Source organism: Halobacillus litoralis (assembly GCF_020524085.2).
GTDB lineage: Bacteria > Bacillota > Bacilli > Bacillales > Halobacillaceae > Halobacillus > Halobacillus litoralis_E.
Genome location: NZ_CP129016.1, coordinates 1282846 through 1302702 on the forward strand (window position 1 = coordinate 1282846; position 19857 = coordinate 1302702).

Below are 19857 nucleotides of genomic sequence, written 5' to 3' on the forward strand. Positions count from 1 at the left end.
TCATACCTCTAAAAAGGAGCTATTTTTATATGAAGGCAATTGTTATTGAGCAATATGGAGATCGAGAGCAATTAAAAGAAAAAGACGTGGAGCGCCCGGTTCCAAATGAAAACCAGGTCATCGTGGAATTGCACGCTACATCCATCAACCCTATCGACTGGAAGCTTCGTGAAGGTTACTTGAAAGAGATGCTGGACTTTAAATTTCCTATCATTTTAGGGTGGGATGCTGCAGGAATCGTTGCGGAGGTTGGTTCCGCAGTAGATAACTTTAAGGTAGGCGATCGTGTTTTCGCTCGTCCGGATACAACGCGAAACGGAACGTATGCAGAGTACACAGCAGTGGATGAACATCTTTTAGCCCATCTTCCGGAGAATGTCTCTTTTGAAGAAGCGGCAGCGGTGCCACTGGCCGGTCTTACCGCTTGGCAATGCTTAGTGGATTTTGGTGACATTCAAGAGGGAGACCATGTACTCATCCACGCAGGATCAGGAGGCGTTGGCCACTATGCCATTCAAATTGCGAAGCAAAAAGGGGCATATGTAGCAGCGACAGCAAGCGGAAAGAATCAGGAGTGGGTAGAAAAACTGGGTGTCGATCGTTTTATTAATTATAAAGAAGAGGACTTCTCAGAAGTATTGAGTGATTACGATATTGTCCTCGATACCCTCGGTGGAGAAATTCAGGAAAAAAGCTTTTCTGTCCTGAAAGAAGGAGGCCGTCTTCCATCCATTGTCCAGCCGCCTGATGAAGACCTCGCTGCCAAACATGGAGTGAAAGCAGGATTTGTCTGGCTTGAGCCGAGCGGAGAGAAATTGTCCAAACTTGCTTCCATGATGGAAGAAGGAGATTTAGTATCCGTCATCGGACACCGCTTTGACCTTAGTGAGGAAGGTTTAAAAGAAGCCCATAGCGTAAGCGAAACCCACCATGCCAAAGGAAAAATCGTTATCAACATTAAGTAGGACCTCTCCCTTCGCACCGGACCAGGTCATCCCCCAAACGGATGACCTGGTCCGGTTTTTTTATCCAAATATGAACTTCGCATAAGCTCCCTAATGTGGCAGATTCAGTTTGGAGACTCTTGTTGAGTGGATGGGGGCTGCAGGGAATAGCTCGCTTTCCGCGGGGCCCCACACGAAGTGGGGTCGTTCGATGTTGGCACAGGACGTGCCGAACTTAATCGAACTTCCTCTATTCTTTTGAGCCTCCTCGGACTGCGTCCTGTGGGGTCTCACCAAGCACTTTTTTCCCGCAGGAGTCTCGCCATTCCCCTCCGCCCCTTTACCATATAATATTCTCCAAACCACTTCTGGAATAAGCTGCTTTCATTCACATGGTAATAAAAAAGGGAATCAACTCCCAATGAAGCTATTATGTATGGGGAAGGATTATTATAGAGCGTTTTATGCTTACAAACACCAGGATAGTGAAAGGCACCATCTCCCACGGTGAAGGGGTTCGTTTCTCTCCTTCTGAAAGGGGTGGTTGGGAAGCTGCGAGACTCCCGTGGGAGAAAGGAGCTCGGCACTCCCCCACAGGAAAGCGAGTAGCTTCCCAGCCACCCCTGGCGCTCATCACGATAACGAACCCCGAAACATCTCGAAACTGAGTCTTCCATAATCCTTCCAGTTACTTTAAGAACTCTCATAAGAAACGACAATTGTTGTGTAAATTTTCTTACAATTTGTGAGTGAGTAGAGTAAACTAAGGGTAAAGGATATGTAGTATGTAGAAATGGAGGAGATGTCGTGCTCACAAATTATCAAACGGGAGTTTATTTTGATGAAATGATGAAACAGGATGGTGCGCCAAAAAGGCATTACCAATGGTTTTATCAACTGGTCAATCAATTTACAGAACGAGATTTGATGAAAAAGCATGAAACAGCTCAGCTTAACTTTCTTAGACAAGGCATTACATTTACCGTGTATAACCACACGGGAGGCACAGAAAGAACGATGCCGTTCGACTTTGTTCCGATTATCATTCCGAGACAAGATTGGGAAGAGATTGAAAAAGGGATGAAGCAGCGGATGACCGCGCTCAATCATTTTTTGGAAGATATTTATCATGATCAGGAAATTATAGAAGCGGGAGTCATCCCGAGAGAGTTGATTGAGAACAATCCATATTACTACAACAAGCAAGTCAGTGGCATAGATATCCCTTTAAGGAACCATATATTCCTTGCCGGAGTAGATTTAATTAGAGATGAGAAGGGGCAGTACCGGGTATTGGAAGATAATTTGCGGAACCCTTCAGGGATGTCTTATGTGTTCCAAAATCGTTATGTCATGAGACAAGTCTATCCTGAATTGTTCTTCCAACATTCCATTGAAACATTGGAGCATCAGTTGTCAGAACTTCACCAGGCGGTAACAAGCCATTTACCGGCCAATGCGAATCCTACTAAAGCGGCGACCGCCGTTTTATTAACGCCGGGGATATACAATTCTGCCTATTATGATCATGTCTTTCTTGCTCAACAGATGGGAATTGAACTGGTAGAAGGAAGAGATTTGATTGTCAAAGATGATGTTGTCTACATGAAGACCATTAAAGGTTTGAAACGTGTCGATATCATTTATAGAAGAATCGACGATGATTTCCTTGATCCAGAAGCCTTCCGTCCTGACTCTGCTCTCGGAGTTTCAGGATTGCTCAGAGCTTATCAAAAAGGGAATGTATCGATACTTAACGGGATAGGTAATGGCGTTGCGGATGATAAAGCGATGTATGTTTATGTTCCTGATATGATTCGCTTCTACCTCGGGGAAGATCCAATTATCCCGAACGTGGAAACTTATTTCCTCAGTGATCCTGAACGTCTGGATTATGTTCTGGACCACATCCATGAACTGGTTGTGAAAAATGTAGGGGCTTCAGGCGGGTATGACATGTTGATTGGTCCGCAGTCGGAAGAAAGTGAACGTGAAGAATTTAAGAAGAAAATTATTGAAAATCCTCATCAGTATATCGCCCAACCGACCATTAAATTATCAAGGGCTCCTGCGTATCAGGAAGGTAGATTTTATCCATGTCATGTAGATTTGCGCGTGTTTGTCATGAATGGAGAAAAGACGAATGTACTTCATGGAGGGTTATCACGAGTAGCTCTCAAAGAAGGCTCTCTTGTTGTGAACTCCTCACAAGGTGGGGGAGGAAAAGATACTTGGATCTTGACAGAAAGTGGTGATCAACATGCTTAGTCGTGTAGCAGATTCTCTATACTGGATGTCGCGCAACATAGAACGATCCGAAAACAATGCAAGGGTACTCAGTGTACAGCTCATTCATATGTTGGAGGCACAAAATCAAGAGGCCTCAGATCGCGACTGGGAAGAGATTGTGGAAGTCTGTGCTTCCGCGAAAGATTATTACAGTCTGTATGATCGTTTAGACAGGGAAACATTGATCCAGTACTTGACCATCAGTCCATTTAACGTCAACTCTCTTATGAATTGTATGAATTATGCCCGAGAGAATGCTCGTTCAACAAGGGATATCCTTCCTGAAGAACTTTGGGAAGTTTTAAACGCATTTCATTTGGACCAAAAAGAGTGGCAGGAGCTGCCGAATACGAGGCAGCATACCCAGGATTACCTGGATCGTGTAATTAAAACTTCCATGACATCACAAGGTGTTATTGAGTCCAGTATGAGCCGTGGCACTCCTTATACTTTTATTAAAGTAGGGAAATGGCTGGAGCGCGCTGAGAAAACGGCAAGAATATTGAATGTGACCTGTGAAAAAAACAGAAAAGAAGCCGATGTTCCGACGGACCACTACTATTACTGGCTGACAGCTCTGCAGTTTTTGAATGGTTATGATGCGTATATTAAAGAACATCCACCTACAATGGAGTCGAAGCACGTCCTTAGTTTTTTAATTAAAGAAGGGACGTTCCCTCGGTCGATTCGTTATTGCATGGACCATGTCTTTGAAGCCGTCAACAAGCTTGAAGATGGGAAAATCTCTCATTATTCCGAGGACCTTTTTCAAATGCTCGAGCTCATTCAAGATGAAATTACCAGGACAAACATAGAGGAAATGGATATGAATGAGCTGATGTCATTTCTTGATCATTTCCAGGATCGGTGCATGACGCTCAGTCGAATGTTCTCACAAACCTATTATTTAATTGAACCCGTTCACGTCAAGTAAAGGCTATCCAGGAGGAATACACAGTGAAGTTCCAAATTGAGCATACGAACACCTTTTATTATGATAATTTTGTCGATCAGAGCATGAATCATATCCGCTTGAAACCAAGGACGGATGAATGTCAGAGGCTATTGGCTTACCGGACTGAAATCACTCCAGGTTCGATGACGAAGGAACATATTGACCTCTGGGGAAACCATGTGGAAACATTCTTTATTCCCGAGAAGCATGAACACTTAACGTTGAAGACGACGTCAACGGTCAGTATCCAAAAAAGCCCATTCATCCGAATGATTGAATGTTCGGATGAGATGCAGACTATTTTTCATTCAGAGCTTTTTCGTCACCACTATCTGGCTTACTTGAACGAAACACCTTATACTTTCCTGTATAAAGAACAACACGAAGAGATTATCAATGAAGTCGGAGACGCAAAGGACCCTATACGCTTTTCTTTAAGGTTAATGGAGTATATCCACCAATTGATCAGATATGATACAACGACGACTCAGGTCAATACCAAGGCCTACGAATCATGGCCATTAAGGTCTGGGGTGTGCCAGGATTTTGCCCACATTATGATTGGTGTCTTAAGGGCCCAGGGTGTACCTGCCCGCTATGTGAGTGGTTACCTTTATGTTGGAGAAGATTCAGCGCTTGTGGGGGATGCAGCCACACATGCGTGGGTGGAAGTGATGGTGCCTGGAATCGGATGGATCGGTTTGGATCCTACCAACAATGTCGAAGCATTAGAACAGCACATTAGAATTGGTACAGGAAGAGATTATGCTGATGTCAGCCCACTTCAAGGAGTATATCGAGGCGGCGGCCAGAACCTTGATGTGAAAGTCAGCGTGACACTTCTAGACCATTAAAAAAATCCCTCTCCATAATGGAGAGGGATTTTCATACGTCATCCGTTCTGGAAGCTTTCTTTATGACGTGGTTGTCCTTTGAAGTAATCGATCATTAATCCGATGATTCCACCAACAATCGCCGGGAAGACCCAACTTAGGTTCAGTTCAAACAATGGCAGTTGACTGATTAATGGTTCGATGGCTGATACATCTGCGCCAAAAGCTACGAGCCCATCGTAAACCCCAATGAACGCAGTCAATAGAATGGCTCCTCTGTACACATAAGGTGAGTGATTGAAGAGGGGGCTCATGAATGTTAGGGCGACCAGAACGATGGTGATCGGATAGACGAACACAAGAACTGGAACAGAATAAGCGATGATTTGGTTTAATCCGATATTAGATATCGCCAAACTAATCAAAGTTACTATGATAATGACATGGTGATAAGTCAGCCCAGGAACACGCTTTGAAAAGAATTGGCCACAAGCAACCGTTAGACCTATGCATGTTGTTAAACAGGCTAGTCCTACAATGACACCAAGCAATAGTGTCCCTACATCCCCATACATGATTTGTGCAGCACCAGCAAGGATGGCACTTCCATTATCAAAGGAGCCTTCTGTAGCCATTCTAGCTCCGATCCACCCAATGGCCACATAGACAGTGGTTAGTCCAATGGCTGTTACTAAACCTGCTTTCAATGTCCGGCGGGTTAATACTTTCGGATCGGTGACTCCGCGATCACGGAAGGAAGAAACAACGATAATACCGAAAGCTAGAGAAGCGATAGCATCCATGGTCAAATAACCTTCAATAAATCCAGTGAAGAAAGGTTGGGACTGATATTTCTCACCCGCTGGTTGGATCTGTCCATCCAGCATGAAAAAGCTTCCAATGACGAGGCCTAGAATAGCTAAAAACAATGTAGGGGTTAAGATTTGTCCCACACGATCCACTAGTTTAGATGGATTACGGCTGAGCCAATAAACAAGTACAAAGAATAAGACCGTAAAAATGAATAACGTCAAAGACTTACCGTTTGTAAAGGGAACGATGCCTGTTTCAAAGGCGACGTTTGCAGCCCTTGGAATGGCAAAGAAAGGTCCAATCACAAGATAAACCATCGCCGTAAATAATAATCCGAACATCGGGTGTACACGTCCAGCTAATTGTACAGCGCCGTTACGTACAAGCGATATAGCCGCTACCGTTATAATAGGTAATCCTACACCAGTAATTACAAAACCGAAAATAGCCGGAAAATAGGATGTTCCTGATTCAATACCGAGGGAAACAGGATAGATCAAATTTCCAGCACCGAAAAACAAAGCGAACAACGTGAATCCGATAAAAATTGTGTCTCTTGCTTTCATACTGGCTCCTCCTCATAGATGTCTGTATATTTTGCGTAAAAAAAGCGCTCTTATCCAAAAGATGAGCGGCAATAATCAAGACTTCTGCATGATTTTCCTTATTAAAACGTGAATGAGATTAACGCACCGCCGTAATACTATCAATGTCACACCTTTCTGTCAATTATTTTTTTAGAAAATTTAAAAGGTTATGATTACCATACCATTTTTTGTGTGATTCCCTTACAAAATAAGGGTTTATTCAACACACCCACTCAACAAAAGTTTCGAAACTGAGTCTTTCACAATCGGAAACTATATTGGAAGAAGGTTTGATGTGAAAGGGAAGTTTTTACAGACAATTTAGTTTACAGATGAGGGAGAGGCATATAGAATATGTCTATATTACTTGAGGTTCGTACATACACCTTACAGAAGGAGACTGTTTAATGATAGATTCGTTACTATTGCAACTGATGTTAGTGGGGTTTCTCGGCGTAGGTTCGCAATGGGTGGCCTGGCGCTTTCGGTTGCCTGCTATTGTAGTCATGTCCATCGCCGGTCTCTTAGCCGGTCCTGTACTAGGCCTCATGAACCCTGAGCAGGACTTCGGAGAACTTTATAAACCAATCATATCCTTGGCCGTCGCCGTCATCCTTTTCGAAGGAAGTTTGAACCTTGATATGAAGGAAGTGAAAGGTTTAGGTCGCCCTGTGTTCAGGATCGTAACTTTCGGTGCGTTTCTAAGCTGGATATTAGGTTCATTAGCGGCTCATTATGTGGCTGGTTTGTCCTGGGCGGTCGCCTTTACGATCGGGGGCTTGTTCATTGTTACTGGACCGACTGTAATCCTTCCTTTATTACGTCAGGCCAAGTTAAAACCTCGGCCAGCTAAAATTCTGAAATGGGAAGGTATCATTGTCGACCCGATTGGCGCTTTACTAGCGGTATTTGCGTTCGAAATTATCCTTTTTCTGACCAACAATGATCCTTCTGCATTATTGATGTTCTTTGCAGCTTCCGCCTTTGCTGTCTTTCTTGGCTGGGTTTGCGGAAAAGGTGTTGGCTGGATGTTCGAAACAGGATATATCCCTGAGTTCCTTAAATCCCCAGCCGTCTTTGCAGTTGTTATTGCTTGTTTTACGATTGCTGATGAAATCATGCATGAAACGGGTCTATTATCTGTAACAGCTATGGGGATGACCCTTGCAAATATGCACATCTCCTCAATCGCAGATATGCGACACTTTAAAGAGAATATATCCTTATTATTAATCTCTACCATCTTCGTCATGCTGACCGCTTCCCTGACGGTCGACACTTTGGTGGAAATCTTCAACATACAAATTATCGGGTTCGTAGCATTAATGTTGTTTATCGTCCGCCCACTTTCGATTTTTATATCCACTATGGGGACGGATTTATCTAAATCAGAGAAGCTTCTGGTCGGTTGGATTGCACCAAGAGGGATTGTCGCACTAACTGTTGCCAGTTATTTTGCGAGTGTCCTTTTGGAGGAAGGATTTGAGGATGCGTCGATTCTCATATCATTGACCTTTGCCTTAGTATTTACAACCGTTGTCGCCCATGGATTTTCTATTGGCTGGCTTGCGAAAAAGTTAGGTTTATCAATGGAGGGGCCGCCAGTGGAGTGCTCATCGCAGGAGGAAGTGCATTTACAACAGGTCTTGCCAAGACACTGGAGGATCTTAAAATCCCCGTTCTTCTTACGGACTCTTCATGGCAGAGGCTTTCCCGTGCACGTTCTCGAGGGATTGAATCCTATCATGGAGAAATTTTATCTGAGCAGACCGAGTATTATTTAGATATGACACCATATGAGTATCTCGTTGCCGCTACGGAACTGGATTCTTACAATGCCCTCGTCTGTACGACCTTCGTACCTGAGTTCGGTCGTAACAACTCTTTCCAACTTAGTTTAAGTAATAAAGAGGGGGACGATTTGGAAGACCTTGTGCATACAATTGGAGGGAGAGTCCTATTTGAAGAAGGGGCTTCATGGGAAGAATTGAATGCTCGAGTGGAAAACGGCTACGTATTCCGCAAAACGACAATCACAGAACAATATACTTTCAAAGACTATATGAAGAATATGGATCAACACGCCATGCTTCTATTTGCGAAAAGAGCCTCAGGAAAAGTTGAGTTCTTTACCCCGGATATGGAGTATAGGGCAGAGAATGGTGATGTCATCGTTTCCTTAATGCCTCCGAGTAAAGAGTTTGAGAAAATCCAGGAAAAACTTGAGGGGCAGCGAAAAGATAAAGAAAATCAAAAGAAATCTTAAACATAAAAAGACGGAGGAAATCAGTTTCCTCCGTCTTTTATTATTGCTCTGTCTGAGCTAACTGCTTATTTAGTTCTTTTAACTCTTCTTCCATCCGAGCCAGTTGTTTTTCGGCATTTTGAATATTGCCACCGGCGGCTTCAAGCTTATCTAAATCTCCTTGAATACGAATATAATCAGCTTTTAAGAAAGTAATTTGGTCTTGGATTTCTTTTTTTGTCATGGTTTATTCTTCCTTTCTTTATGTTGTTCTCCATGTCATTGAGACGTATAATGGAAAGAAAAATTCATCTTATTCAGAATTTTATCAAAAAAATGGTTTAAAGCAAAAAGAAAAGGGGTACTCCTAGATGACTATAATTTATGAGCGTGATCCAATCAAGTTCTATGAACGAGTAGAACCATTGCTGCTGAATAAGGAAGCGGAAAATAATCTGCCTTTGGGGATTTTAGAACGTCTGAAAAATTCTCAAGGTAAAGAGGCTTGTCACTTAATCAGATTCCAGGAAAATGGAAGAACTACGTTCATGACAATGAGAACACCCCCACATTTATGGATCATTCCTTCGTTTGATCATTGGGATGCCGCACATATTCGTGCATTTATCCAATATTTAATTAAGGAAGATTTTGATGTCCCTGGGATACTTGGGGAACGGAAAGCGGTGGAATGTTTCTTGGATGAATGGATAAACCATACAGGACAGAAAGCAGAGGTGCATATGGAGCAAGGAATATTCAGACTGAATCAATTGAAAACGATCCGAAACCAAAAGGGTCAGTTAATTGAAGCGGATGCTTCCCATCAATTCATGGTCGAGAATTGGTTGGAACAGTATGGAAAAGAAACAGGAGAGGACCATGTTGCTGGACGCGCAAAGGAATTGGCTGAAAGTCTGATCAAGGATCAGCGCCTTCACTTATGGATCGTCGAAGGAACAGCCGTTTCCATGGCGAGTCGGGCACGAACAACGAAAAATGGAGCGACAATCAATGCTGTGTACACACCTGATCAATATAAAAGAAAAGGATATGCCTCTCAAGCGGTGTGGCATCTAACAGATAAACTGCTCAAGAGTGGTTACTCTTTTTGCTCTCTATACACAGACCTTGGCAATCCTACATCGAACTCAATCTATAAAAAAATTGGATATGAAAGAATCGGGGATTCAATCGTATATCATTTTACAAAATAAGGAATGCGTAATGGTAAAATTGGAGCATTCAGCACCTATGATGAGCTATGTGGAATATATAAGCATCCAACTATTACAAGTTTCTTACAAGGTAAAATTTACATAAAATAGACGAAAAATTCTGTTTAAACTGATTTGAGTGAAAGACAACTATTTCGGTATTATGTTTAGTAATTGACCCAAAAACTACTACACCAATCATTTAGGGGGATTACATAGTTGAATGTATTAAAGGTAGTAGACAAAATCATTCTGAAGATCGAAGAGTTCATATTAAGTTACGCTGTCATCATTATTGCTTTGATGGTTGTAGGTAAGGCGCTGAGCAGGGCGCTATTCAGCTATTCGCCACCCTTTGCAGACGAAGTGAGTCAAATAGCGATTGTGGTAGCCACATTCATGGGGATTAGTTACGCTGCAAGGAAAGGACGCCATATAAGCATGTCTGCTTTTTATGACCTGGCTCCTTTCAAAGTGAGAAAGGTATTATCTGTATTCATTCCTTTAGTGACCGCTACTGTATTATTTGTCCTTGCCTATTATTCAGGGTTTTACGTCCTCGATGTCTATGAATCTGGAAGAGTGACATCCGCATTGGAGATGCCTGCGTACTATTTGTATCTTTTCATCCCCATCGGATTTTTACTTGGTGGCATTCAGTTTCTGAGAAATGCATGGATCAATATTAAACACCGGGACGAAGTGTACTTAGGAACGGATGCAAAGGATTATAACGATGAAAAAACAAATGAACTAGAAGGAACGCACTTGTAAAAAAATTATGATGAAGAAAGGGTAACGATATGATAGCGACAATGCTCATAATTATGGTGATCCTTCTTTTATTGAACTTCCCAATGATGATTCCACTGATGGTGGCACCATTGGTCATAATGTTCATATACTTTCCGAATTTGGATCCTATGATTTTAATGCAACAGTTTTCTACAGGTATAGAACCTTATGTACTTCTTGCTGTACCGTTGTTCATTTTTGCAGCGGATATTATGACGACAGGAAAAACATCAAATCGATTGTTAGATTTTATTGGATCTTTTATTGGCCATATACGAGGAGGTTATGCCGTTACAACTGCAGCTGCATGTACCCTGTTCGGTGCGATATCCGGGTCTACGCAGGCGACTGTCGTAGCCATAGGTAAACCGATGAGAGAGCGCTTGTTGAAGATCGGCTACAAAGACCCGACAGCGATGGCCTTGATCATCAATTCCAGTGATGTAGCTTTACTAGTCCCGCCAAGTATAGGGATGATCATATACGGGTTGGTATCTGGAACATCCGTAGGTGATTTGTTTATCGCAGGAATTATTCCAGGCGTTATTGTCTTCCTGTGCTTTTCCATCTACAGCGTCATCTACGCAAAAATGGCGGACATTCCATTAGCGAATAAAGCGTCATGGAAAGAAAGACTGCAGATGACTAAAAAAGCCCTGCTTCCATTGGGATTCCCGGTTTTAATTATTGGGGGAATTTACACTGGGCTGTTTAGTCCGACTGAGGCAGCAGGTATGTCTGTGCTTTATGCATTTGTTCTGGAAGTGCTGGTTTACCGGTCTGTACATATTAAAGAACTACCGAAAATTGCACGGTCTACCGGTTTAGTGACATCTGCCGTCTTCGTTCTTGTGGCTGGTGGACAAGCTTTCACATGGGTCATATCATTCGCTCGTATACCACAGATGATTACAGAAACCGTTCTTGGCTCAGATCCTAGTGCTGTTTATGTGCTCTTGATGGTGACGATCTTTTTCTTCATTGGATGTATGTTTGTGGATCCAATCGTGGTTATCTTGATATTAACTCCGATTTTCTACCCTGCAGCGATGAGCGCAGGAGTAGACCCTATCCATTTAGGTGTTGTGATCACATTCCAAGCGGCCTTAGGCTCAGCTACGCCTCCATTCGGAGTGGATATATTTACAGCCAGTGCGGTATTCAACAAGCCGTATTTAGAGGTCATCAAAGGAACACCACCATATATTCTGATGATGTTTGCCATTTCAGTTTTACTAATATTCTTTGAGGAACTTTCACTCTTCCTTCTTTGATTGAGAGTGTGAGCTGATATACAAAATATAGGGAGGTCATTGTTATCTTTAAAAAAAATAGTTTATTAACATTCATGTCGTTGGTCATGCTCAGCATGGTTCTTGCTGCCTGTGGGGGAAGTGACGATGGGGACGGCAATGCCAGTGGCGATGGTGGAGAAACCTACAATTGGAAGTTCGTAACGGAAGAAGTGGATGGACAGGTCCAATATGAATACGCAGAAGAATTCGCTAAACGGATGAACGAAAAATCTGATGGTGCCGTAAACATTGATGTTTATGAATTTGGCGGACTCGGAAGTGAAACAGACCAAGTAGAGCAGCTTCAAAACGGAACCGTACAGATGGCGATCATGTCTCCTGGTTTTACGGGGAATATGGTAAAAGAGGGACAAATCTTTGCTCTGCATTTCCTTTTTCCTGATAGTGTTGAAAAAACACAACAAATCTTGAATGATAGCGAAGCATTGAACACAGATCTACGTGAACTGTATGAAGAACACAGCATTTCTCCATTAGCTTACTGGACAGAAGGTGCGATGCAGTGGACGTCCAGTAAGACAATTGAAAAACCTGCCGACTTTGAAAACTTTAAGATGCGTACACAAACGTCTCCATTGATTCTAAAATCATATGAGGCGTACGGAGCAGACCCTACTCCAATGAGTTGGTCAGAGCTTTATACAGCATTGGATAGAGGTACAGTGGAAGGGCAGGAGAATCCTATCTTCTTCATTGGAGACGCTTCTTTCAATGAAGTACAGGATTACATGACATTATCCAACCACAACAACTATGTAGCCATGACGACAGTCAACACAGACTGGTATGCAGGTCTTGATGAAGAAATGAAGACAATGGTTGATGAAACCGTTAAAGAAATGCAGGACTGGGTATACGAAGAGCAGAAGAAGCAGAATGAAGAGTATCTAGAAACGATTAAAAACGATACAGAAAATCCAACAGAAATTATCGAATTGACAGAGGAACAACGCAAAGCTTTCAAAGAAAAAGCGCTTCCTGTCCGTGACTTCTACCGTAGTGATGTTTCTACTGTAGACGGAAAAGTCCTCGATAAGCTTCTTGAAGAAATTGAAGCATCAGGCGAATAAAGCATAAAAAATGTCCAGAGCTCACCAGCTCTGGACATTTTTTATGCTAACTTTACTTCCACTAAAGCTCCTTTTACTTGGAGACTAAGTTTCGAGATGTTTTCGGGCTTCGTTGCCCTGGTTGAGCGTTAGGGGTGGTTGGGAAGCTACTCGTCTAGCTCCATCGCCCAGACACTCGCGTCATAAGCAGAACAGCAAAGGAATAAAAAAGCACATCCCGTTGTTGTTCTGCTTATGCCAGTCGTGTCTACCAGGGCGATTCCGCATTTGAAGACTTTCCTGTGGGGAGTGGCGAGCTTCCTCGGGCAAACGCCCTGCGGGATCTCGCCTATCTCCTTCTCCCGCGGGAGTCTCGCAGCTTCCCAACCACCCTGTTCAATGTATGTGAGAAACGCCCCCCTTCACCAAGTGAGGTTGTCTTCCGCTATCCCGATTGTTAAAAGTAAAAAACGCTCTGTATCAAGCTTGCAGGATTCTAATACCTGAGCATCGGAGTTTTATCCTTATACCATCAAACTAATAGCTGATTTTTTAGGAAGTGGTTTCGAGACACTGATATAGAAAAGGGGCGGAGGGGAATGGTGAGACTCCTGCGGGAAAAAAGTGCAGGGTGAGACCCCACAGGACGAAGTCCGAGGAGGCTCACCGCGCTCCCGCGGAAAGCGAGCTATTCCCCGCAGCCCCTATCCACTCAACAACAGTCTCGAAACTGAGTCTCCAAGAAACCTGCCATATTGTTCAATAATTGGGTATGAAAAATTCTATTCTGGAGCTACCCATGGTTCGGTTTGTTTTCTGTAGTCCAAAATCGTGAGCAGTAAGACGAGAAGGAAAAGGAAGCTGGACAGTTTGAATAGCGTAGCGGTTTCAACGAACTGATAAATAAACCCTAGAATGAATGCACTTGAGCCGATTCCGAGATCAATCGATGAATAGTACATCCCGTTAGCAATCCCGCTTCGCTCTGTCGTCGTTTTGGAAATGACCCATGCTTGAAGAGCAGGCATCATGGACCCGAACCCAATCCCGAATATAGCTCCTGCAATGACTAAGTGGATGTTTGAACTAGCTAGAGCGAGCACCCACATGGCGCTAAACGAAAGAATAGAGCAAATCATGATTAATTTCCACGGGCCGTTTTTATCAAAGTAGCGACCTGTGATTGGTCTCGTTATGGTCGCAAATACAGCATTAAAGAAATAGAAGAGAAAAGTCCCGGAAAGTCCTTGTTCGTTGCCGAAAATCACGATATAGGTAACAACAGAGCCATAGCCGAAGGTATTCAAGATTGTAACGAGTGCCGGATACCAGCTTCTTTTTTCAATGAGGGAGCCAGTAAAAGAAAAGCGTGGAGGATTTTCTTGATTCTTATATACCTGCTCAGGTGTTACAAATCTGGTAACAGAGAAAAGAACAATGGCAATAATACCTAAGGCAACAGCAATACCAACGAGTAGGTCGAAGGAATAATTCTGGTAAAGGTAGATACCCAGGCTCGGAGCCATAATCATCCCTACCGTTACGGAAAGCCCGAAATACCCCATGCCCTCTCCTACACGTCTTCTTGGAACAAGATCGACAGCGGCGGTCCCGTTTACTGTTGTAGACCACCCCCAGGCAATTCCGTGAATGAAACGAATGATTAAAAGAATCACAACCACTTGGGTAATCGGGTAAAGTGCGGTCATGATTAGTAGGGAAGTGGCTCCAATCAAAACAAGGATTTTACGTGGCCGCGTCATCAGCAGGTGGCCGATGAAAGGACGAATGATGATTGCGGCAAAAGCGAACGTCGTTGTGATCAGTCCTACTTGTAAACTCGAGCCTCCAATGGATTCAATATAGGGAGGCAGATTTGGAAGAAGCATTTGAAAGCTCATAAATGTGAATAGGTTGGCTAAGATTAAAAATATGAACGGCCATGTCCAAAGTTTAGGTTGTGGCATTTCTTTTCCTCGCTTTCCGTGTAGTTCGCCTTGTTTGCAAAAAATGAAACCCACTATAAATAGCGGGCTTCAGCAGATATTATTCTGGATTCGTTGTTTCTCTTCTTTCCAGCCATACTTCGTAAAAATGACTGATGATGGCTTTCAGTACCGCGTAGGTCGGGATCGCGAACAACAATCCCAGGAATCCGGCGAGACTTCCTGCTGCCAGAATCAATGTGATGATGGTCAGTGGGTGGATACTGAGCGCTTTTCCCATGACGTTTGGAGATACAAAGTTTCCTTCCAGCTGTTGGGCAATAATTGTAATAACGGCCACCCAGACAGCAAGGATCGGATCCTGGAACAGTCCAACAAGTAAGGCTGGAATCACTGCTAAAAATGGTCCAACGAAAGGAATGACATTCATAACCATGGCAAACAAAGCTAGGGTGAGGGCATACTTCAAGTCTATGATCATGTATCCGATCAAAAGCAGCAGGCCAACGACGATACTTACCGTCATTTGTCCCAGGATGAAAGCGTTCAGCGTGTAATCGACGGAACCGGCCAGCTTTTCAAAGCTTTTTGCAGCACGGTCACTTAAAAACTTCTTAATGAAGGGCACAAGCTTATCTCCATCTTTCAACATGAAGAATAGGAAGAAAGGGATAAGCACGAGGGCGAAGACAAATCCGATCAGCTGGCTGACGACGTTGATAATGACCGTCGGTGCTCCCTGTAGATATGTTTCTAAGTTATTGACTACATTATCAATGGTACTGTTGAATTCACTTGGAATAATATCCTGATTTTGCTGCCAGTACGTAACGGTTTCACTTAGCATATCAGCCATATCAGGAATATTGTCCACAAGTTTTGTGAATTGCTCCTGGGCGATTGGAGCAATGAAACGAGTGATCAAGAATCCGATGAATATGTAGAAAAGAAAGATGATCAGAATCCCTAGTATACGTGGGACCCGGTATTTTTCTAATAGCTGCAGCATCGGACGAGAAATATAAAAAAGAATCCCTCCGCCAATGAGAGGAACAGCGATGGCTGCAATATAGGTCAGAATGGGTTCAAAGAAAAAATGAATTTGGTTTAATAATAAAACCAACAAGGAGAGAAGGATAGCGGTAACAATGACTTGGAACCAACGTTTATGAATCAAAAGCGGACACACCTTTTTATAAGAGTTTAATCACTATGTTAAGAATACCAAAGTTTGCCGGTGAAGCAATACATTTACTTTTAATCTTAGTAAGAATAAACTGAAAAAAGAAGCATGAATTTGGAGGAGGAACTTGAATGAAGAATGAATTACTAGAACGCTTTACTTCTTACGTGAAAATCGACACACAATCGAATGAAAACAGCCCGGCCACTCCTTCGACCGAAAAACAATGGGAGCTCGCCAATAAACTGGTGAATGAATTGAAGGAGATGGGAATGGAGGAGGTCACAGTCGATGACCACGCCTATGTGATGGCGACCCTTCCAGCCAATACGGAGAAAGAAGTTCCTGTGATCGGTTTTCTTGCACACATCGATACAGCGACAGACTTTACTGGGGCAGGAGTGAACCCGCAGGTGATAGAGGACTATGACGGCGGTGCTATTCAATTGAACAAGGAGGTTGTGCTGTCACCAGAAGAATTTCCGGAACTTCCTACATATAAAGGGCAGACATTGATTACGACAGATGGTACGACACTTCTCGGAGCGGACAACAAAGCGGGAATTACGGAAATTATGACAGCCCTCCATCATTTGATTAAGAACCCTGATATCAAACATGGAAAGATTCGGGTAGCTTTCACTCCGGATGAGGAGATTGGAAGAGGTCCGCACAAATTTGACGTGGAACGGTTTGGTGCGTCTTATGCTTATACGGTCGACGGTGGTCCGCTTGGAGAACTCCAATATGAGAGCTTTAATGCGGCAACAGCTAAAGTGGTCTTCCATGGCCATAGCGTGCACCCCGGCACAGCCAAGAATAAAATGGTGAACGCGGCGAAGTTGGCGGTGATGTTTCAAGAATTGTTACCTGAACAAGAAGCTCCTGAGCATACAGAAGAGTATGAAGGCTTTTTCCATCTTCACTCGATTCAGGGAGACGTAGAGAAAGCTGAATTGACTTATTTGATTCGGGACCACGACAAAGAAGCGTTTCATCAGAAGAAAGAGAAGATGAAGCATATGGCAGAAACCATCCGTGAAAAATATGGTATGAAACGAGTGGAACTGACAGTTGAAGATCAGTATTACAACATGGGGGACAAGATCAAACCTGTGAAACATATTGTAGATATCGCTCATGCTGCTATGGTGAATAAAGAAGTAACTCCGCTTGTGAAGCCGATCAGGGGAGGGACCGATGGGTCTCAGCTTTCCTATATGGGGCTCCCTACTCCAAACTTATTCACAGGTGGAGAGAATTTTCACGGAAAGTATGAGTATGTTTCGCTTGAAAGTATGGAAAAAGCGACCCAGGTCATTGTTGAGATTGCCCGGTTATTCGAAGAAAAAGCAGAAAAATAACAGAAGACGCGAATAGCTCAAACGTTCGTTCAATGTTGCATAAGGAAACCTTCCTGTCCTCATACTAGAATTATTCTATAATGTGGGCAGGAAGGCGTTGACAAAACACCGTTGCGTGCTATGATGAAGGATAGAAGTAGCATTCCTAAAGGGGAGTAGCTGGGACAATAAAGTCGTCATTTCGGGAAACATTCCCCGGCTTTATTGGCAACGGAAGTTGTTAGCGAGACCTTTACCCGCTGTGGTAAAGGTCTATTGTTTTGGTCCTTACCATAGTGGTGGGGACCATTTTTTATGGAAAAGGAGAGAATAGAATTGGATGCTCAATTATTGATTGAATACGGTTGGGTTTTGATCGTGCTTGTCGGTCTGGAAGGAATTCTTGCCGCGGACAACGCTCTTGTACTAGCGATCATGGTCAAACACCTGCCGGAGGAAAAAAGGAAAAAGGCGTTATTTTACGGTTTAGCGGGTGCATTTATACTTAGATTTGGATCTCTGTTTATCATTTCCTTCCTTGTAGACGTATGGCAGGTTCAAGCATTGGGTGCCGCTTACTTGCTATTCATTTCAGGAAAACACCTCTTTGATCGGTGGCGGACCAAAGGGGATGATTATGAAGAAGAAATGGAAGAAGATGCAGGGGATCAGCGTGGTAAAGGCTTTTGGGCGACTGTCCTTAAAGTAGAGCTTGCCGACCTGGCTTTCGCCGTGGACTCTATATTGGCTGCCGTTGCTCTTGCTGTCGCTTTGCCTGAAACAGACTTACCGGAAGTCGGAAGCTTGGATGGTGCCCAGTTCGCCGTCATTCTCGCCGGTGGTATGATCGGAATCATCATCATGCGATTTGCAGCCAATGTTTTTGTGAAACTGTTAAAGTCCCGTCCTGGATTGGAAGTGGCAGCTTTTGTCATTGTCGGCTGGGTAGGAATTAAGCTTGTCGTTTCAACGCTGGCTCATCCGAATATACAAATGATCGATGAACACTTTGCTCATTCAGCTTTATGGAAAATCATCTTCTATTCTGTCCTTGTCCTTATTGCAGTACTTGGATGGTTCTTATCAGAAAAAAGAGAAGTGGAAGAAGAATAACAAAAAAGCTGTGGCCTTTGCCACAGCTTTTCTTATGGGCAAAATCTTTTACTTTCCTTATGAGCAAGTTAAGATAAAAGGAGAGGAAAACAAAGGAGGGCTTACTAATGGGTAAGGCAGCTCAACATCCTTCACAACAGTTTCATTATATAAAGAATAGAATTCAAATGCTCAACCAAGTCGTGTCCAGCATGGATGCAGAAGATGTGGATATCAAAGATTTCAATCGTGTTTTGGAAATGATTGAACAGCTGCAGGTGAAAATGTCCCGCTTTAAAAAAGATTGGGAGCAGGAATCTTGAAGGTTCAATGGACACCAGCTACTCAACAAGAAGCAGAAAAAATTGCAGCCTGGAAGTATCCTGCCCCCTATGATTTTTATGATATGACGGCTGACGAAGAAGATTTGGAGTTATTCATAAATCCAGAGAAGCGGAGTCCCCATACGTACATTGCACATCAAGGTGGGGAGTTGATCGGCTTTCTGACCGTAGATGTGAAAGATCATCCTACCGTTGATCTTGGATTAGGTATGCACCCTGATGAAGCAGGAAAAGGGCAGGGGGAAAGTTTCGTACACTCGTGTCTCTGTTTTGTGAGAGAAAGGTATCAAGCAGATTCTTTTACACTTTCCGTTGCTACTTTCAATGAGCGTGCAATTGCTGTTTACGAGCGTGTAGGTTTCAAAAGGACGCACACGTTTACGCAGGCAACAAATGGGGGACATTATGAGTTCCTATCTATGGAAAAATAAAAGAAGGAGAGTGACATCATGGCTTTGCATCATTTTCATTTAAAAGCCGACTGGCCAGGCGGAAGGAATGAAGTCGGCTACATTGAATCAGAAAAACTGAAAACAAAAATATCGATTCCGAAAGAGATGGATGGCCCAGACGTAGGGACCAATCCAGACGAGATGCTTCTCGGAGCGGCGGCCACCTGTTATATCATCAGCCTCGCAGCTATGATTGAAAGGGCGGAATTGCCGTTGAAAGAAATGGACATGCAGTCAGAAGGAATCGTTGATGTGACCGATGGAGTCTTCACCTATCAAAAAATCATTCACAAACCGAGAGTCGTCCTACGCGCAGAAGCGGACGAAAAAGATTTATCCAAACTGAACCGTCTCATTGAAAAGGCGGAAAAGAGCTGCATGATCTCAAAAGCCATTCAGGGTAATGTTGAACTTGAAATGGAAGCAGACACAAGCATTGCTGAATGACAAAAAA

Annotated in this window: 17 protein-coding genes and 1 pseudogene; 14 read left to right on the forward strand and 4 right to left on the reverse strand. The window is 43.3% G+C overall.

Annotation, left to right across the window (positions count from 1 at the left end; all coding sequences use genetic code 11):
• The first annotated feature begins 29 nt into the window (after positions 1–29).
• The 4 genes from LC065_RS06570 to LC065_RS06585 all read left to right on the forward strand — a co-directional run bounded on the left by LC065_RS06570 (position 30) and on the right by LC065_RS06585 (position 5042).
• Positions 30–965, forward strand: a complete 936-nt coding sequence (locus LC065_RS06570) for an NADP-dependent oxidoreductase (protein WP_226592936.1) — start codon at positions 30–32, stop codon at positions 963–965.
• A 786-nt stretch (positions 966–1751) separates the two neighbouring features.
• A complete protein-coding gene (locus LC065_RS06575) occupies positions 1752–3212 on the forward strand; it encodes a circularly permuted type 2 ATP-grasp protein (protein ID WP_306163833.1) in 1461 nt (486 codons plus the stop codon).
• Positions 3205–4167 (forward strand): alpha-E domain-containing protein, encoded by a 963-nt coding sequence (locus tag LC065_RS06580; protein ID WP_226592933.1) that lies wholly within the window; start codon positions 3205–3207, stop codon positions 4165–4167. Before LC065_RS06575 ends, LC065_RS06580 begins: the two co-directional genes overlap by 8 nt.
• Before the next feature lie 23 nt (positions 4168–4190).
• Positions 4191–5042: a transglutaminase family protein gene (locus tag LC065_RS06585; protein ID WP_226592931.1), complete on the forward strand. Its 852-nt coding sequence runs from the start codon at positions 4191–4193 to the stop codon at positions 5040–5042.
• Positions 5043–5080: 38 nt separating this feature from the next.
• On the opposite strand, the gene brnQ is transcribed toward LC065_RS06585, so the two are convergent.
• The gene (brnQ, locus tag LC065_RS06590; protein ID WP_226592929.1) at positions 5081–6400 is read right to left on the reverse strand and encodes a branched-chain amino acid transport system II carrier protein; all 1320 of its coding nucleotides are present in this window, start codon (positions 6398–6400) and stop codon (positions 5081–5083) included.
• 428 nt (positions 6401–6828) lie between these two features.
• Here brnQ and LC065_RS06595 point away from each other — a divergent pair.
• Positions 6829–8687, forward strand: a pseudogene (locus LC065_RS06595) (cation:proton antiporter).
• A 40-nt stretch (positions 8688–8727) separates the two neighbouring features.
• Here the strand turns inward: LC065_RS06595 and LC065_RS06600 are convergent.
• Positions 8728–8910, reverse strand: a complete 183-nt coding sequence (locus tag LC065_RS06600; protein ID WP_226592925.1) for an SE1832 family protein — start codon at positions 8908–8910, stop codon at positions 8728–8730.
• Positions 8911–9037: 127 nt separating this feature from the next.
• Between LC065_RS06600 and LC065_RS06605 the strand changes: the two genes are divergently transcribed.
• From LC065_RS06605 to LC065_RS06620, 4 genes are all read left to right on the forward strand, one after another.
• Positions 9038–9883: a GNAT family N-acetyltransferase gene (locus LC065_RS06605; protein ID WP_306163834.1), complete on the forward strand. Its 846-nt coding sequence runs from the start codon at positions 9038–9040 to the stop codon at positions 9881–9883.
• 219 nt (positions 9884–10102) lie between these two features.
• A complete protein-coding gene (locus LC065_RS06610; protein WP_226592920.1) occupies positions 10103–10657 on the forward strand; it encodes a TRAP transporter small permease in 555 nt (184 codons plus the stop codon).
• 29 nt (positions 10658–10686) lie between these two features.
• The gene (locus LC065_RS06615) at positions 10687–11952 is read left to right on the forward strand and encodes a TRAP transporter large permease (RefSeq protein ID WP_226592918.1); all 1266 of its coding nucleotides are present in this window, start codon (positions 10687–10689) and stop codon (positions 11950–11952) included.
• Positions 11953–12038: 86 nt separating this feature from the next.
• A complete protein-coding gene (locus LC065_RS06620; RefSeq protein WP_226592916.1) occupies positions 12039–13064 on the forward strand; it encodes a DctP family TRAP transporter solute-binding subunit in 1026 nt (341 codons plus the stop codon).
• Between the two features lie 761 nt (positions 13065–13825).
• Here LC065_RS06620 and LC065_RS06625 read toward each other — a convergent pair.
• Positions 13826–15010, reverse strand: a complete 1185-nt coding sequence (locus LC065_RS06625) for an MFS transporter (RefSeq protein WP_226592914.1) — start codon at positions 15008–15010, stop codon at positions 13826–13828.
• 79 nt (positions 15011–15089) lie between these two features.
• The gene (locus tag LC065_RS06630) at positions 15090–16166 is read right to left on the reverse strand and encodes an AI-2E family transporter (protein ID WP_226592911.1); all 1077 of its coding nucleotides are present in this window, start codon (positions 16164–16166) and stop codon (positions 15090–15092) included.
• 137 nt (positions 16167–16303) lie between these two features.
• Between LC065_RS06630 and pepT the strand changes: the two genes are divergently transcribed.
• The 5 genes from pepT (at position 16304) to LC065_RS06655 (ending at position 19850) form a co-directional block, all read left to right on the forward strand.
• The gene (gene pepT / locus LC065_RS06635) at positions 16304–17536 is read left to right on the forward strand and encodes a peptidase T (protein WP_226592909.1); all 1233 of its coding nucleotides are present in this window, start codon (positions 16304–16306) and stop codon (positions 17534–17536) included.
• 315 nt (positions 17537–17851) lie between these two features.
• Positions 17852–18628 (forward strand): TerC family protein, encoded by a 777-nt coding sequence (locus tag LC065_RS06640; protein WP_226592907.1) that lies wholly within the window; start codon positions 17852–17854, stop codon positions 18626–18628.
• Positions 18629–18735: 107 nt separating this feature from the next.
• A complete protein-coding gene (locus LC065_RS06645) occupies positions 18736–18930 on the forward strand; it encodes an SE1561 family protein (protein ID WP_226592905.1) in 195 nt (64 codons plus the stop codon).
• Positions 18927–19382: a GNAT family N-acetyltransferase gene (locus tag LC065_RS06650; protein ID WP_226592903.1), complete on the forward strand. Its 456-nt coding sequence runs from the start codon at positions 18927–18929 to the stop codon at positions 19380–19382. Before LC065_RS06645 ends, LC065_RS06650 begins: the two co-directional genes overlap by 4 nt.
• Before the next feature lie 18 nt (positions 19383–19400).
• Positions 19401–19850 carry an OsmC family protein gene (locus tag LC065_RS06655; protein WP_226592901.1) on the forward strand — a complete coding sequence of 150 codons (450 nt, stop codon included), beginning with the start codon at positions 19401–19403 and terminating at the stop codon, positions 19848–19850.
• Positions 19851–19857: the final 7 nt, after the last annotated feature.

What these genes read in the sequence shown, in the direction of transcription:
- LC065_RS06570 (WP_226592936.1), top strand. Translation starts at nt 30, where the DNA reads ATGAAGGCAATTGTTATTGAGCAATATGGAGATCGAGAGCAATTAAAA.
- pepT (WP_226592909.1), top strand. Translation starts at nt 16,304, where the DNA reads ATGAAGAATGAATTACTAGAACGCTTTACTTCTTACGTGAAAATCGAC.
- LC065_RS06600 (WP_226592925.1), bottom strand. Translation starts at nt 8,910, where the DNA reads ATGACAAAAAAAGAAATCCAAGACCAAATTACTTTCTTAAAAGCTGAT.
- LC065_RS06615 (WP_226592918.1), top strand. Translation starts at nt 10,687, where the DNA reads ATGATAGCGACAATGCTCATAATTATGGTGATCCTTCTTTTATTGAAC.
- LC065_RS06655 (WP_226592901.1), top strand. Translation starts at nt 19,401, where the DNA reads ATGGCTTTGCATCATTTTCATTTAAAAGCCGACTGGCCAGGCGGAAGG.
- LC065_RS06645 (WP_226592905.1), top strand. Translation starts at nt 18,736, where the DNA reads ATGGGTAAGGCAGCTCAACATCCTTCACAACAGTTTCATTATATAAAG.
- LC065_RS06605 (WP_306163834.1), top strand. Translation starts at nt 9,038, where the DNA reads ATGACTATAATTTATGAGCGTGATCCAATCAAGTTCTATGAACGAGTA.
- LC065_RS06625 (WP_226592914.1), bottom strand. Translation starts at nt 15,010, where the DNA reads ATGCCACAACCTAAACTTTGGACATGGCCGTTCATATTTTTAATCTTA.
- LC065_RS06580 (WP_226592933.1), top strand. Translation starts at nt 3,205, where the DNA reads ATGCTTAGTCGTGTAGCAGATTCTCTATACTGGATGTCGCGCAACATA.
- brnQ (WP_226592929.1), bottom strand. Translation starts at nt 6,400, where the DNA reads ATGAAAGCAAGAGACACAATTTTTATCGGATTCACGTTGTTCGCTTTG.
- LC065_RS06620 (WP_226592916.1), top strand. Translation starts at nt 12,039, where the DNA reads ATGCTCAGCATGGTTCTTGCTGCCTGTGGGGGAAGTGACGATGGGGAC.